This is a genomic window from Natronomonas moolapensis 8.8.11 (assembly GCF_000591055.1).
GTDB lineage: Archaea > Halobacteriota > Halobacteria > Halobacteriales > Haloarculaceae > Natronomonas > Natronomonas moolapensis.
Window position 1 is genome coordinate 2,211,545 of sequence record NC_020388.1, and the last position, 14,135, is coordinate 2,225,679.

12 protein-coding genes are annotated in these 14,135 nt (G+C 68.0%); 3 read left to right on the forward strand and 9 right to left on the reverse strand.

All coding sequences use genetic code 11. The features are described 5' to 3' along the window. Positions 1-120 precede the first annotated feature (120 nt). Entirely contained in the window at positions 121-1,077 is a 957-nt protein-coding gene (locus tag NMLP_RS10680; protein WP_015410129.1) for a succinylglutamate desuccinylase/aspartoacylase family protein, read from the forward strand. 179 nt (positions 1,078-1,256) lie between these two features. On the opposite strand, the gene NMLP_RS10685 is transcribed toward NMLP_RS10680, so the two are convergent. Continuing rightward, entirely contained in the window at positions 1,257-2,525 is a 1,269-nt protein-coding gene (locus NMLP_RS10685; protein ID WP_015410130.1) for a tRNA(Ile)(2)-agmatinylcytidine synthase, read from the reverse strand. A 136-nt stretch (positions 2,526-2,661) separates the two neighbouring features. Between NMLP_RS10685 and NMLP_RS10690 the strand changes: the two genes are divergently transcribed. Beyond that, positions 2,662-3,621 (forward strand): transcriptional regulator, encoded by a 960-nt coding sequence (locus tag NMLP_RS10690; protein WP_015410131.1) that lies wholly within the window; start codon positions 2,662-2,664, stop codon positions 3,619-3,621. Between the two features lie 10 nt (positions 3,622-3,631). Here NMLP_RS10690 and NMLP_RS10695 read toward each other — a convergent pair whose 3' ends face one another. The 7 genes from NMLP_RS10695 to sod all read right to left on the reverse strand — a co-directional run bounded on the left by NMLP_RS10695 (position 3,632) and on the right by sod (position 11,996). Continuing rightward, positions 3,632-4,486 carry a DUF58 domain-containing protein gene (locus NMLP_RS10695; protein ID WP_015410132.1) on the reverse strand — a complete coding sequence of 285 codons (855 nt, stop codon included), beginning with the start codon at positions 4,484-4,486 and terminating at the stop codon, positions 3,632-3,634. 4 nt (positions 4,487-4,490) lie between these two features. Next, complete coding sequence (locus NMLP_RS10700; protein WP_015410133.1) at positions 4,491-5,450, reverse strand: AAA family ATPase; 960 nt, start codon at positions 5,448-5,450, stop codon at positions 4,491-4,493. Between the two features lie 80 nt (positions 5,451-5,530). Then, positions 5,531-6,472, reverse strand: a complete 942-nt coding sequence (locus tag NMLP_RS15470; RefSeq protein ID WP_015410134.1) for a DUF7502 family protein — start codon at positions 6,470-6,472, stop codon at positions 5,531-5,533. Continuing rightward, complete coding sequence (locus tag NMLP_RS10710; RefSeq protein ID WP_015410135.1) at positions 6,469-7,044, reverse strand: hypothetical protein; 576 nt, start codon at positions 7,042-7,044, stop codon at positions 6,469-6,471. The genes NMLP_RS15470 and NMLP_RS10710 overlap by 4 nt, the downstream gene beginning before the upstream one ends. Before the next feature lie 2 nt (positions 7,045-7,046). Next, entirely contained in the window at positions 7,047-9,437 is a 2,391-nt protein-coding gene (locus NMLP_RS10715; protein WP_015410136.1) for a vWA domain-containing protein, read from the reverse strand. Then, entirely contained in the window at positions 9,437-11,227 is a 1,791-nt protein-coding gene (locus tag NMLP_RS10720; RefSeq protein WP_015410137.1) for a vWA domain-containing protein, read from the reverse strand. The genes NMLP_RS10715 and NMLP_RS10720 overlap by 1 nt, the downstream gene beginning before the upstream one ends. A 163-nt stretch (positions 11,228-11,390) precedes the next feature. Further along, positions 11,391-11,996, reverse strand: coding sequence for a superoxide dismutase (sod, locus tag NMLP_RS10725; protein ID WP_015410138.1), 606 nt, complete (start codon positions 11,994-11,996; stop codon positions 11,391-11,393). A 206-nt stretch (positions 11,997-12,202) separates the two neighbouring features. Here sod and NMLP_RS10730 point away from each other — a divergent pair, with 206 nt between their 5' ends. Further along, on the forward strand, positions 12,203-12,652 hold the full coding sequence (locus NMLP_RS10730) for a hypothetical protein (protein ID WP_015410139.1): 450 nt from the start codon (positions 12,203-12,205) through the stop codon (positions 12,650-12,652). A 77-nt stretch (positions 12,653-12,729) separates the two neighbouring features. Here the strand turns inward: NMLP_RS10730 and NMLP_RS10735 are convergent, their stop codons facing one another. After that, complete coding sequence (locus NMLP_RS10735; protein WP_015410140.1) at positions 12,730-14,130, reverse strand: cryptochrome/photolyase family protein; 1,401 nt, start codon at positions 14,128-14,130, stop codon at positions 12,730-12,732. Between the last annotated feature and the right edge of the window lie 5 nt (positions 14,131-14,135).

A 14,135-nucleotide genomic window follows, 5' to 3' on the forward strand; every position in this document is an offset into this window, starting at 1 on the left:
AAGGGTTATCGTTTCCATTGAACGATTGTTACTGTTTCGGCCGGCGGGACGTCGTGTCGGTGGCGGAAACCCCGGCGGTTATCAGTAGGCATAATAACGGCCACGATACGATTTTTGGTAATGACGACCCTCGGTACCGCGACCGCATCGCCCGGTGAGGCAGACATCGGGCGTCTTCCGGTCGGCGAAGCACGCGATGGCTCCGACGTCGGACTTCCAGTTGCGGTTATCAACGGCCGCCGCGACGGCAAGACGCTGTTTGTACAAGCGGTCTCGGACGGCGATGAACTCAACGGGCTGGGGGTTATCCGCCGCGTCGTGCCGCAACTCGACCCCGACGAGATCGCCGGCGAGATCCTGATCGTCGGCATCGCCAACTACTATGGCTTCCTCGTCGGCGAGCACCGAAACCCGATCGACGACACCAAACTCAACCGGACGTTCCCGGGCAACGAGTCGGGGACGGCCTCCGAGCGAATCGCCGCCGCGATCTTCGAGGCCGTGACGCGTTCGGACCTCGCGTTGGACCTCCATCAGGGATCGACGTCGTGTATGATAAACGAGACCCGGGTCCGGTGTGGCAGCAGACACCGGCTTCACCGCGACTGTCTCGAGCTCGCGAAGGTGTTCGGCTGCGGATACATTCTCGATCTGAAAGGTCCGGACGGGCAGCTCGCGCGCGCCGGTCCCGACGAGGGCGTCCCGACGATCGATCCCGAGCTCGGCGGCGCTGTCGGGTGGGACGAGACGTCCATCCAAAAGGGCGTAAAGGGCGTATTCAACGTCCTCTATCATTACGGCTTTCTCGACGGCGAGGTCACGACCGCACCGCAGACCCGCGCGTCCAACTTCGAGCAGTACGGCTCCCCCGCCGGTGGCCTCGTGAGCTTCGAATTCGACCTCGGCGATGACGTCGAGCGCGGCGACACGATCTTCACCGTCACCGACCCGTTCGGCACGGTCAAAGCGGACGTGACTGCCGACTCGGACGGTATTTTCTGGCGCCACCGGCGCCTTCCGCAGGTCGCGACCGGCGAGTACGTCTGCTCGGTGGGAACGACCATCGACGAGTACTGACCGGACCGAACGACAGCCGCTTGTCACCCGTTTGTTTATATACTCGAACGCGGCCAGACCGTCGCGTGACCTGAGAGATCGCCGGCGGCCGATCGAAGCCGTAGCGCGAGGTATCGCCGCCGACCTCCGCGGACTCGCCTGCTCGCCTCATACCTCCGGGATGTCCGGAGCTCCCCCGGCTACCGCTCCGGGTGTACCGCCCCGTCGAATCCGCCCCTGACGAGCGGTTTGGCGATGTGTCGCCGCGCCCGCGGGGGGACCTCGTACCAGCCGGTTTCGAGGCCTCGCTCGATCGGCTGCTCGACCTTCCCCGCCTCCGAGGTTCCACAGTCCCGACAGCGATAGCCCTGTCCGCTGCCCGCCGACTCCATCGTCCGGTCGCACTTGGGGCAGGTCGGCGTCGCCAGTTCGGTCCTAACGAGTTCGCGAGCGGCGAACTTCTCGAGTTTCACTGTCCCGTTGCTCACCTCGCCGCAGACGGTGATCCGATCACCGACGCGGAGAGCCCGAACGCGATCGCGGAACCGCTTGGTCGGCTCGAAGGCGACGCAGTCGATCGTCCCGCGGTCGTCGCCGAGCGAAACAAAGACGTGCCCGCCGCGGCGCGTTTCGGGGGCGTCGAGAACGCGCCCGTCGAGCCGGTAGGCGTACCCGTCGCGGACGCCCTCGATCGTCCCGTCTCGCAGGTGACCGTCGGTCCCCTGATTTGCGCGAAACGTCCTGGCGCGGTCGGGCGGCTCGCTCTCGATACCGGTGGCGACGGCCCGACACGCCGCCGGGTCGTCTCCACGGACACCGTACAGGATCGGTCCCGGCGTCCGCGGGACACAGACGACCTCGCCGGTGGCACGGTCGACGGTGTCCCAGACCGTCGGATAGTGGGCATCGGCAGCCTCGAAGACGCTGTCGGGATCGACGACCCGGTCAGTTCCCCACCGCGACGGCTCCCGATAGGCGATCCGTTCGTAGGTCCACTCCTCGAGCGCTCGCCACGCCCCGACAGCGGCGAGCGCGCCGATGACCCCGCGTCCGTTCTTCCAGCCGTGGCGTCGGTACCCGGCCCGGTCGGCCAGTCGCCGCGCGGCCTCCCGGGTGAGATGGTCCTCGACCGCGTCGCGGGCGAACCCGGCGATCGCCTCCGGAACGCGATCCGGAGCGCCGGGAGCGACGACCACGCCCGGATTGGTTCGGTCGTCACCGATCTCGGCAGCCTCCTCGACAGCGCTGTGTGCGGTCTCGAATGCCGTTTCGACCGACGCGTTGGTGTGAACCGCGAGCGCCGCATTCCCCCGAGTCTTGTGCTCGACAGCGGGGTTGCATCTGATCAACAGGACCCGATCGATGGTCGCGCCGCGGCGTTCGAGGCGCCGCGCCACCGTATCGGCGACGTACGTCGTGCACATCCCCCGTTCGCGGGAATCCGTGTCGTCGATGCCGAGGACCGTCACGTCCGCTGGTAGGTCCCCCTCGGTCAACCGCGTTTCGATACGACGCTCCCGCCGGCTCCGAAAGCCCACGTGGGCGGACGCAAACCCCTCGCCCGCGGGGAAACTGATTTAACTCGGAACGCGACTATATACTTCTATGTCCCGATCCGCACTGGTCGGCAATATCACCGCGATGCTCGAGGATGCCGGCTTCACGGTGAGTGACCGGTGTGCGATCCGACCGAAGAGCTTCGACATCGCGGCGCGGCGCGGCGACGACGTGCTCCTGTTGAAAGTGCTCGCGAACATCGACGCCTTCGACGGCTACACCGGTGCCGAGATGCGTCGTCTGGGGGAGTACCTCGACGCGACGCCGCTCGTCGTCGGTCTTCGGACGCGCGACGAGGAGTTAGACCCCGGCGTCGTCTACTTCAGACACGGGGTTCCGGTGTTCTCGCCCGACACGGCCATGGACCTGTTCATCGAGGAGGTGCCGCCGTTGATTTATGCGGCCCCGGGTGGACTGTACGTCAACATCGACGGCGATTTGCTCTCCGAGATCCGCTCGGAACAGAAGATGTCGCTCGGGAAGTTGGCGAACGAACTCGGCGTCTCGCGCCGGACCGTCTCGAAGTACGAGGACGGTATGAACGCGAGCGTCGAGGTCGCGGCCGAACTCGAGGACATCTTCGATCGGCCGCTTGCGAGCCCCGTCGAGGTACTAAACGGCGCCGAGGACGTCCACGACCGTGTCGACGACCCCGAGGAGCCGGAAGCCGATCCCGACGACGCCCACATCGTGACGGTGCTCACCCGCGTCGGATTCGATGTCCATCCCACGTCGCGGGCCCCGTTCAAAACAGTCAGCGAGGACGAATCGCGCGAGCGGAAGATGCTCACGGGCCACTCGGAGTTCACCAGAACGGCCGAAAAGCGCGCCCGGATCATGTCCTCGGTCGGACGGGTCACGGAGACCCGTTCAGTGTACGTCGTCGACCGCACAACGCGCGACTCGGTCGACGGGACGGCGCTCATCGAGCGCGAGGAGTTCGAACGCATCGACGACCCCGAGGAGCTCGAAAACCTGATCCGCGATCGCGGCGAACTCGAGGCCTGACTCCCGGAGGCTACCCGATCCACGCCCGCTCGAAGGCCTCATAGAACGGCTCGTCGGTCGTGGCTCGGACGTACTCGCCGCCCTGTGCGACCGCTGCCGACTCGATGGCGTCCCAGTGAGCCGACAGCCGCTTCCTGTATTGCCGTTGCTTTCGCGGGCTGAAATACGTCCGGAGGCTCGTCTCCGTTTCGAGCCCCTCGAAGATCGTCTCACCGTCGACCGGCGGCGACAGTTCCTCGGGGGCGACGGCGTGGACGACGACGACGTCGTGCTCCGAAAGCGCGGCAAGCCCCGACTCGAACGCCTCGGGGTCGAGAAGACAGTCGCTCGCGATCACCACGAGCGACCTGGAGGCGATCGTTTCGGCGTACGCCGAGAGCGCCGTCTCGACGTCGGCCTGCCCGCGCAACGCCACCTCGTTCAGCCGATCGATCACCGGAAGCAACGCCCCGGTCGTCGACGCACCCGAGTCGAGACGCTCGTGGCGGGCACCGAGCGTCGAGAGCCTGAAGTCGTTGTGCTCGGCGGCGAACAGATAACAGTAGCCGAGGCCGATCTTCGCCGCGAACTCGAACTTCGATCGGTCGGCGAACGCCATCGACTCGCTCCGGTCGAGGAGGACGTGGACGGTGAGGTTTCGCTCGGTCTCGAACTGCCTCACGTACAGTTCGTCGCTCCGGGCGTACACCGTCCAGTCGATGAGCCGCGTGTCGTCCCCGGGGACGTACTGTCGGTGGTCGCTGAAGACGAGCCCCTCGCCGATCTCCGTCGAGCGCTGCTCGCCGCGCTGGAGCGCCGAACTCCGGCGGTCGATCGACGCGTCGAAGCGATCCAGCGTCGCCAGGAAGTCGGGATCGATAGCCATCGGCTCAGAGCAACTCCGCGATCACGTCGTCCGGCGTTACGCCGTCGCGCTCGGCGCGGAAGTCGACGACGACGCGGTGGCGCAACACGGGCCGAGCGACGGCCTCGACGTCGTCCTCGCTGACGTAGGCCCGCCCGTCGAGCAGCGCGCGCGCCTTCGCGCCGACGACGAGCGCCATGCTCGCCCGCGGACTGGCGCCGTATTCGAGTCGGTCGGCCGATCTGGTGTCGGCGACGAGCCTGACCGCCCGCTCCGTGATGTCGTCGGCGATCGGCACCTGTCTGACGAGCGTCTGGATCGCCCGCAGCTCCGCGCCGGTCATGACCGTCTCGACCGGCGGCGCGGACTCGATCGTCCCGGTGTAGCGATCGACGATCGTCAACTCCTCCTCGAGAGCCGGCGGCTCGATCGTGATCTTCATCGTGAATCGGTCCCGCTGGGCCTCGGGCAGCGGGTAGGTGCCCTCCTGATCGATCGGGTTCTGCGTCGCGAGGACGAAGAACGGCTCCGGAAGCGCCCGCGTCTCCCCGCCTGCGGTGACCTGCCCTTCCTCCATCGCTTCCAAGAGGGCGGCCTGTGTCTTCGGCGTCGCCCGGTTGATCTCGTCGGCCAGCACCACGTTCGCGAACACCGGCCCCTCCTGGAAGACGAAGACGCGGTCGTCGCCGGACTCGCGGATCACCTCGGTCCCGGTGATGTCGGAGGGCATCAGGTCGGGGGTGTTCTGGATTCGCGAGAAGGAGAGGTCGACGGTCTCGGCGAGCGTCCGGATCAGGAGCGTCTTGCCGAGCCCAGGCGCGCCCTCGAGCAAGGCGTTGCCGTCGGTCAAAAGACAGACCAGTAGCTGTCTGACGACGGCGTCCTGGCCGACGATCCGCTCGTCGATCTCCCGCTCGACGCGCTGTACCTGCGCCTGTGCCGTCTCGATGTCGAGTTCGCCGTTCCCGTCCGTGTGATCACTCATGCGTGTGTGTCTCCCTCCTGCGCGTCGTCCACTCGATCCCGGTCGTTCGGCCACCGACGCCCGTGCCCGCCCGCGGGTTTTCACTCATCGGCGTCCCCGCCTCGGATCCGCTCGGTGTAGGCCCGCACGAGTTCGGCCTCCTCGGGGCGCTCCTCCTCGCTGAACGCCGCGCGGGAAGCCTCGACGCTTCCCGGGTCGGCCTCGAAGGAGCCGCCGCTGTAGTCGCCGCCCCCGCCGGCCCCTCCCTCGCCCTCACCGCGGAGCTGGAGCGACCGATCGTCCGTGCCGCGCTCGACCTCGCCCGCCTCGCCGAGGAGGTCCGCCCCCCCGCCCGAGCCGGACGACTCGCCGCCCGCACCGCCGCCAGCGCCGCCGCCGGCACCCCCGACCGCCCCCACGTCCGCGTCGCCGCCGGCACCGATCGACGACAGCCCCAGTCCCGCCACGCCGACGGTCGCGGCGCTGACGAGCGCGATGCCGGCCACGACGGCGACGAGTTGCCGACGCTGCAGGAACGCCCGGCTGGAGGTGTCTTTCAGCCGCCCGAGCACGTCCCGATAGAGCGCCGTCGCTACGGGGTTGTCGGCGTCGGATTTGGCGGTATCCCTGGCCGTCCGGAGCGCCTCATCGACGACCGGGTTGTCCGACTCGAACCGCTCGACGCCGAGTCGATCGTGCCGGAGGAAGGCGTCGGCGACGAACCACGACACCGCGGTCAGGACAGCCGCGACGCCGGCCGCCGAGACGGGGACGGGATCGGGGAAGACGATGCCGACCCCGCCGAGCGCGCCGGCGATGCCGCCCGGCAACGGCACCGAGACGAGCGTCCCCCAACTGCCCCCGACCGGGGTGAGCCGGAGCGCCAGCCGGACGAGGACGAAGACCAACATCGCGTCGAGGGCGGCCTGCAGGAACGCCGCCTTCTTGGCCTCCCGGTCGATCTCGGAGACGGCCGCGAGCAGCTCCTCGCGGGGGTGTGGCCCGCGGTCGGAATTGATTGCCTGTTGTTGGGGTTCACTCATGATCCATTCTGGCTATTTTCTAACTCATCGATCTTATCGTTCTTCTCCTCGATCTGTGTTCTAAGCCTCTCAACCTCATCATCGAGATCATCGACCCTGTCCTGCAAATTATCCCTCTCCTCCTGCAAATCTTCCTTCTCCTCCTCCAACTCGTCAGCTCGCGCCCTCGCATCGGCCAGTTCGTCTTGGGTCTCCTGAAGCTCCGACTCCGCCCGACGCAGCTCCGCCTCCGCCTCGGCGAGGTCGTTCTCGGTCGCCGCCAGTTCCGATTCGGTCGATTCGAGTTCGGCCTCGGTCTCGTCGAGCTGGTTGAGCAGCTGCTCGCGGTCCTGCTCTCTCGTCTCGAGGGTCGATTGGGTCTGGTTGAGTTCCCGCTCGCGGGACTCGAGTGTCGCCTCGGTCGCTTCCAGCTCCGCCCGAAGGTCCTCGTTTTCGGCCTCCAGGTCGGCGTTCGTCGACTGCAGCTCCGAACTCGCGGCCTGGTACACCGCGGTCGTACCGACCAGCCCACCGGCCGCAACGAGCAGGGCGATGAGTACCGTCGTGTCGATGTGGCCGCCGATGTATCCCATCGCTACGATGTCGTATCTCCGGCGTCATATATCTCCCCCAGGCGACGCGCGGCGACCTCGCCGAGGTAGACGAAAAGCGCAATCGCGAGCAACACCCATCCGAACGGACGCTGGATCGCGCGTTCGCGGGTCGCCTCGCTCCGGGTGAACTCGGCGATGGCGGCCGCCTCGGAGGGATCGAAGGCCCGCCCACCGGTCCGGTCGATCGCCGCCTCGACCGCCGACGCCTGCCCGACCGCCCCGTATTCGGCGGCGTAGTTCACGGCGTACCCGGCGTCGAGCACCGAGTCGTAGCCGACCGCCTCCGGCGTGAACGTGGCCTCGAACCGTTCGGTGTCGGTCCGAACGAACTCCAGATCCGTTCCCGTCGGCCGGGTCGCCCCGCGGTAGACGACTCTCGTCTCCGCGCCACGGCTCGTGTCGTCGACCGAGGCCACGTCGGTCCGTTTCCGCCGGGGGTCGCCGATGGCCCAGTTCACCGACCGCGTCGTGAGTTCGGCGTCCGGCGGCGACAACAGCCCTCCGAGGCTCCCGTCGGCGTCGTAGGCCGTCACAGAAACGACGCGCCCGAGCCCGAACCGCCAGCTCGTGACCGCCGGATCGCCCTCGCTCGTCGTGACGAGCAGGCGGGCGCCGTCCCGGGCTTCGACGTCGTTCGCCGAGGTGGGATCCGACTCCGTCTCGACGCCGTCGGTGATGAAGTGCGTGCGGTCGACGACGACCAGCGAGTCGGCCTCCGGCGGGGCCGCGCCGCTGTCGAAGAACAGCCGGAGGCGCTCGGTCTCGTCCGGCTGGATGTAGGTCCCCCCGGTCGCCCCCGCGATCTCGGCCAGGCGGTCGTCGTCGCTCCAGTAGCCGAAGCCGACGCCCGTCACCCGCACGTTCTCGGCGGCGAGTTCCTCAGCGGCGACGAGCGCCTGCTCGGAGTCGTCGACCCCATCCGTTATCAGGATCACCTCGCCGTCTCCCTCGAGCAGCCCACCGGCCGCGCGCAACCCGGCCCCGATGTCCGTGCCGCCGCCGGCCTGTAGCCGTCGGATCGTCGCCTGCAACTCCGTGCGCTCGCTCTCGAGAGGGCGGAGTTCCGAGACGACCTGCGCTCTGCTGTCGAAGGCGACGACGCCGAGGCGGCTCTCGTCGCCGATCTGTTCGAGGATATCGAGCGAGAGCCCCCTGATGCGCGGCATCGTCTCCTCGGCGCTGCCGGAGACGTCGACCACGAGCACGACGTCGTCGCCGCCGATCGCCTCGTCGAAGCGGACGGGAAGCATCGTCGCGATCGACGACGACGCGTAGCCGCCGCGGCCGTAGGCGTTGTTGCCCCCGGCGACGACGACCCCGTTTCCGTCGGCCGCGTACGACTGGAGCGCGCCGACGTCGCCGATGTCCCCGGCCGCGACGTCCTGGATCACGACGGCGTGATACCGATCTAAGGCGTCGCGATCCGGCACGGACTCGGCGCGGGTCACGTCGTAGAGTTCCCCGAGGTACGTCTCTAGGGGGTAATCGACCCGGGAGACGTACAGCACTTCGGGGGGTTCGACGACCCTGACGACCCGACGGAATACGGTGTTTCTGTCGAACCCGCCGTCGTCGGCGTCGATCGTCGCCTCGATCCGGTGGTCGCCCGCTTTCTCGAAGGTGTGTTCGAGTTCGATCGACGTAGGGTCGGATACCGTCTCCTCGCGCACTTGCTCGCCGTCGACCGTGACGGTGAGCGTCGCGTCCGTTTCTCCCACGCCGCCGACGCTGACGCGAATCGACTCTTCGGCCCCGGCGGTCGTGGTTTCGGGGGCCTCGACCCGGACGAGCCGTTCGGGGCGCGCCGGGTCGACTCGGAGCGCGCTGATCGTGGCGTTGCGTTCGGCCGCGACGTCGACTGCGAACCCGAGGTTGCGCCCCTCCGTCACCCGTCCGTCGGAGAGCAACACGACGTGAGATCCCGCCTCGATGCTCCGGAGCACCTCGTCCCCGATAGGCGAGGACGCCCCGGAGGCGACCGTCGTCCGCCGGACCGGAACGCCCTCGGCCTCGATCGACTCGGCGATCGACTCGGCGTCCACATCGTAGACGTCCATGCTCTCCGAGTCGTCGACGAGGAGCTGCACCTCGGGTTCGCCGGCGGAGCGGCTGACGTCGACCACGTAGGGACCGGCCGCCGCGGTGACCAACAGGACGGCCACGAGAACCCGCGTGGCGATCATGAGCGTCCGCGTTCGGCCCGTCGGCGCTCCCGACCCGACGTTCCAGTAGAACAGGACGGCGACGGCGGCGAGCGCAACGGGGAGTGCGAGGAAAAACAGCGGCCGCTCGAAGCCGACCGCGCCGAGGGCGGCTACGCCCCGCGCCATGCCGGCGACCCCGGCCCCGGCCTGCAGACCGGCAAGGAGCATCACAGCTCCCCCCGGTACTTCAGGTAGCCGAGTTCGAGCACGCCGACGAGCAATGCGACGAGTGCGAGCCACGGGGTGAGCGACCGCGGCGTCGCTCCCGTCTCGAGCGTCCCCGTCTCCGCCTCGATCGGTTCGGAGACGACGTCCGACTCCGTCGGCGAGCGCAGACTGACGCCGTAGCGCTCCCCAGGGGCCGAGTAGAATCCGACCCGGGTCGTCTCGAGCCGGGCCGTCTCGACGGTCCCGCCCGGCGTCTCGACGGTCGTTTCGCCGCCGAACTCGATCGTCCCGCCGCTCGCGCGGTTCAGCTCCTCGATCGGCGTCCGCCCGGCGGCGTACGTCATCACGCCCCGCCAGAAGACGGGGTAGCGGTAGTCGAATTTGAACGCGGAGTCGTCCTCGATGTACCCGTAGTACACTGCCCGCCCCGCCCCGACGTCGTCGACCGCGATCATAGGGCTGCCGTCGTCGGCCACCGCGAGCGCCGTTCCGCGTCGGAGGTCGCCGGAGACGTACGCCCTCGCGGGGACGAATCCGACCCCGTCGACGATCGGGTGGGACTCGACCGTCCGGACGTCCGTCTGGACGCCGACCTCGCCGGGATCGAGAAGCGACAGCCCGCCGTACCCGACCTCGGCGATGTCTGGTTGGCTCTGGACGACGGCGCCGGCCCCGTCCTCGACCTCCCTGCGCACGTCCGCGATCGTCCCCTCGAGGACCAGTTCGGGGTCGACGTTGCTGAACACGACGACGTCGTAGCCGCGGGCGTCGTTGACGGGCGGTTCGGCGACATCGACCCGGACTTCGCCCATCACGTCCAGCGCCGTCGTCAGGTAGGCGTTCTCGTCGTTCGTCACAACGAGGGCGTCGATCTCGCGATCCGACGGGGCGCCGACGTACGCGACGTCGTCAGTCGGGAAGGAGTCGCCGGGCGAGAGCCGCAACGCCCCGCCGCCGGGCGGAATTGGAAGCGTCACCTCGGTCACGTCGCCGGGACCAAGCGTGACCGTCTCGGTGTCGCCCCCGAGGGATACGTCGCGCGTCTGCTCCGTTTCGCCGCCGTTCGTGACGACCGCCGTCGCCTCCGTGGCCGTCACCGACAGGTCGACGATCCCGACGTTGTCCCGTCCGCCGCCCCCGGTCCGGCGCAGGACGACCTCGTTGCCGCCCGCCCGGACGCTCTCGACGGCCGCCTCCCAGTCGGTGCCGTCGACGAAGTCGCTGACGACGACGATCCGGCGGGGATCCTCGTGGGCGTCGGCGGCGACCCTGATCGCCCGCCTGAGGTCGCCCTCGGTGTCCGTCGCGGACACCTGTGACAGCGCTGTGGCCGTCGCGTCCCGGCCGCCATCCGCGATCTCGATCGACGGATCGGGGGCGGACGTGACGAGCGTCGTCCGGTCGCCGGTCGCGCCCTCGACGGCGCCGACGGCACGCTCGAACCGCGTCGAATCCCCGTCGGTCGTCGCCATGCTCGCGCTGGTGTCGAGTACGACGACCGTCTCGCCGGTGGCCCCGCCAGGGAGTGGGACCTGCGGCCCGGCCAGCGCGAGCGGGATCGCAACGAGAACCAGCGCCTGCAACAGAAAGACCGTCGAGATACGGAACCGATCGCGGAGCCGCTGTCTGCTGCTGTCGCCGTCGCCCGCCGTGAGAAACTCGACCGTCGGGAGGTCGTACCGCTGGGGATCGGGACGGACGAGGTACAACACGACGAGCGGGACGAGCGCCGCGAGGCCGAGGAGCCCGAGCGGGGTCGCGAGCGCCCCGCCGGCCTGAAGAGGGGCCATCGTGCCCGATCAAACGGCACAGGGGCATATGTGTCTGACCTTCCGGGTCGGTTCGTTCCGCTTCCAAGCCGACCGTCTCGAACGGCCGGGGACGCAACCGCTGTCAGTGCGGCGTTTCGACTCCCCGTCGCGGCGTCGAAAAAAATCGTCGGTGTGACTACGGCTACTGCTGGATGGCCTTCTCGTACTGCTCGGCGACGTTGTCCCAGTCGACGACCTCGAAGAAGCCGTCGATGAAGCTCCCGCGGTCGGGACCGTAGTCGTAGTAGTAGGAGTGCTCCCACACGTCGAGTGCGAGGACGGGGTGGCTACCCCACAGTGCGCCCTGGTCGTGCTTGTCGACGACGAGGTTGCGCAACTGGTCCGAGACCGGATCGTACACGAGCAGCGCCCAGCCGCTCGCTTCACCTGCGGCGGCCTCGAACTCGCCCTTCCAGCCCTCGTAGGAGCCGAAGTCCGCCTCGATGCGGTCGGCGAGTTCGCCCGACGGCTCGCCGCCGCCGTTGGGATCCATGTTCTCCCAAAACAGCGTGTGGAGATAGTGGCCGCTGCCGTTGTGGGTCACGTTCCTGATGGCGGCTCCGGAGCTACCGAACTCGCCGGCCTCGCGGTTCTCGGCCAGCGTCTCCTCGGCGGCCTCGAGACCGTTGACGTAGCCCTGGTGGTGGGTGTCGTGATGCCACGTCACCACCTGCTCGGAGATGGACGGTTCGAGAGCATCGTACTCGTAGGGGAGCGGCGGCAGTTCGGGGTTGGAATGTTCGGACATTTATATCGACCTCTACTACAACTACACTTCCGCGATCCTGTTAAAACTTCATGTAGGTGTGGTACCACGCCACTATATGATGGGTAATTAAACAGCGGCGGAACTGCCAAGCCATCGGTTCGGCCCGCAGCCGTCGGGACCGGCGGTATGCCGTGCGTCTGACGCGGCCTGCGTATTTATATTCCGGTAGGCTGCTATAGACAACTATGACTTCCGACCCGAGCGCCACGTCCGACCCCTCGACGACCTCCGACCCGGTTGACGATCCGACAGATCAGGCCGCGACGGACGCCGACGCCGCGACCCCGGACCCCGAGGACGTGATCTCGCCCGACCCGTTGACGATCGAGTTGCCCGACGGCACCGAAAGCGTCTCGGAGGCCATCCTCTCGAATCGACAGATGCTCATCGACCCCGACGAATCGGCGATGGCCTCCGAGACCGAGGTCGTCGAGTTGACCGACTGGGTCGAAGAGCTCGCGGGGACGATCGCGGACGTCGAACAGCACCAAACCGAGACGATCGAAGCGGAGGTCACCGATCTCGAAGCAGTCATCGAGGAGCAACGGCGACAGATCGAGGAGCTCCGGGGAGCCGTCGAGTCCCTCGCCGACATCCTCGGGACGACCGCCGACTGGGAGACGTTCGACGAGTAACCGTCTCGGATCGGTGACACGAGCCGAACGGCCGCCGACAACCGACGCTCGCCACGAACGACGTACGCCGCGCCGTCTCAGTCCGACTCGCCGCGGGCGCGCTCGAACATCGACAGCGCCTGCTCGCGGCGCTCGCTGTGCTCGACGACCGGTTCCGGGTATTCCGGGGCCGCGTTCGCGCGCTCGGTCGGCGTCAGTTCGTGCCACGAGTGGACGACGTCGGGATCGACGCCCTCGAGTTCGGGCACGTACTCCCGTATATACGCCGCGTCGGGATCGTAGCGTTCGCCCTGCGTCATCGGGTTGAAGATCCGAAAGTACGGCTGGGAGTCGGTGCCCGTCGAGGCCGCCCACTGCCAGCCGCCGTTGTCGTTCGCGGTGTCGTGATCGACCAGCAGATCCCGGAAATGCTCGTAGCCGTGGCGCCAGTCGATCAGTAAGTCCTTCGTCAAAAATGAGGCCACGATCATCCGGACGCGGTTGTGCATGAATCCCTCCGCCCGCAACTGTCGCATCCCCGCATCGACGATCGGGTACCCCGTCTCGCCGCGCTTCCAGGCCGCCAGCAGGTCGTCGTCGTTCTCCCACTCGATCGGGTTCTCGTAGGACGTGTAGTTCGTTGTGACGACGTCGGGATTGAAGTAGAGGACGTGGGTGTAGAACTCCCGCCAGGCGAGTTGCGAACGGAACTCCGCGACCGACTCGCGGCGCTCGCCGGAGGCGCTCTCGAGGGCGTCTCTGACCCGCTTGTCGACCTCGCGAATCCCGATCGTCCCGAACTTCAAGTGCACCGAGAGCCGGGACGTACACTCCTCGGCGGGGTAATCGCGAGACTCCTCGTATCGATAGACGTCGTCGTCGAGAAACGACTCGAGTAGCGTTCGTGCGACATCCGTGCCGGCGGCCGGAACCTCCGCCGCCGGTGCGTCGAACCCCAGATCCGATAGCGTCGGGATCGCACCCGGGGCGACGCCGAGGTCGGCCGCCGGGGCCGTCTCCGGAATCCGCCGGGGGTCGTCCTTCTCGCGGTCGCGCCATTTCCGACCGAAGTAGGTGAACACCGAGTACGGGTCACCCGCGTTCGTCGTGATCGATCCGGGTTCGTGACACACGGCGTCGTGGAACTTCTGGGGGGTCGCATCGACGTTCTCGAGCGCGTCGTCCACGCGCTCGTCGCGCTCGCTCGCCAGCCCCGAGTAGTCGCGGTTCCACGAGACGAACTCAGCACCCAGATCGGCCGCGAGGTTGGGCACGACACTTGCGGGATCGCCCGCCCGGACGAGCAGTTCGGATCCGCGCTCGCGGTAGGCCGCACGCAGCGCCCCGACCGCGTCGAGTAGAAACGCCACACGGGACGCTCCCGCATGCTCCAGCACTGCCTCGTCGAAGACGAACACTCCGACGGGCCGCTCGGGCGCGTCTGCGAGGCCGCGGTTGTCAGCGAGTCGCAAGTCCCGCCGGTGCCAGTGAAGACGCATCAGCA

Bases quoted from the DNA above. Each gene is read 5' to 3' on its own strand.
- NMLP_RS10680 (WP_015410129.1), top strand. From the start codon at position 121: ATGACGACCCTCGGTACCGCGACCGCATCGCCCGGTGAGGCAGACATC.
- NMLP_RS10690 (WP_015410131.1), top strand. From the start codon at position 2,662: ATGTCCCGATCCGCACTGGTCGGCAATATCACCGCGATGCTCGAGGAT.
- NMLP_RS10695 (WP_015410132.1), bottom strand. From the start codon at position 4,486: ATGGCTATCGATCCCGACTTCCTGGCGACGCTGGATCGCTTCGACGCG.
- NMLP_RS10700 (WP_015410133.1), bottom strand. From the start codon at position 5,450: ATGAGTGATCACACGGACGGGAACGGCGAACTCGACATCGAGACGGCA.
- NMLP_RS15470 (WP_015410134.1), bottom strand. From the start codon at position 6,472: ATGAGTGAACCCCAACAACAGGCAATCAATTCCGACCGCGGGCCACAC.
- NMLP_RS10710 (WP_015410135.1), bottom strand. From the start codon at position 7,044: ATGGGATACATCGGCGGCCACATCGACACGACGGTACTCATCGCCCTG.
- NMLP_RS10715 (WP_015410136.1), bottom strand. From the start codon at position 9,437: ATGCTCCTTGCCGGTCTGCAGGCCGGGGCCGGGGTCGCCGGCATGGCG.
- NMLP_RS10720 (WP_015410137.1), bottom strand. From the start codon at position 11,227: ATGGCCCCTCTTCAGGCCGGCGGGGCGCTCGCGACCCCGCTCGGGCTC.
- sod (WP_015410138.1), bottom strand. From the start codon at position 11,996: ATGTCCGAACATTCCAACCCCGAACTGCCGCCGCTCCCCTACGAGTAC.
- NMLP_RS10730 (WP_015410139.1), top strand. From the start codon at position 12,203: ATGACTTCCGACCCGAGCGCCACGTCCGACCCCTCGACGACCTCCGAC.
- NMLP_RS10735 (WP_015410140.1), bottom strand. From the start codon at position 14,130: ATGCGTCTTCACTGGCACCGGCGGGACTTGCGACTCGCTGACAACCGC.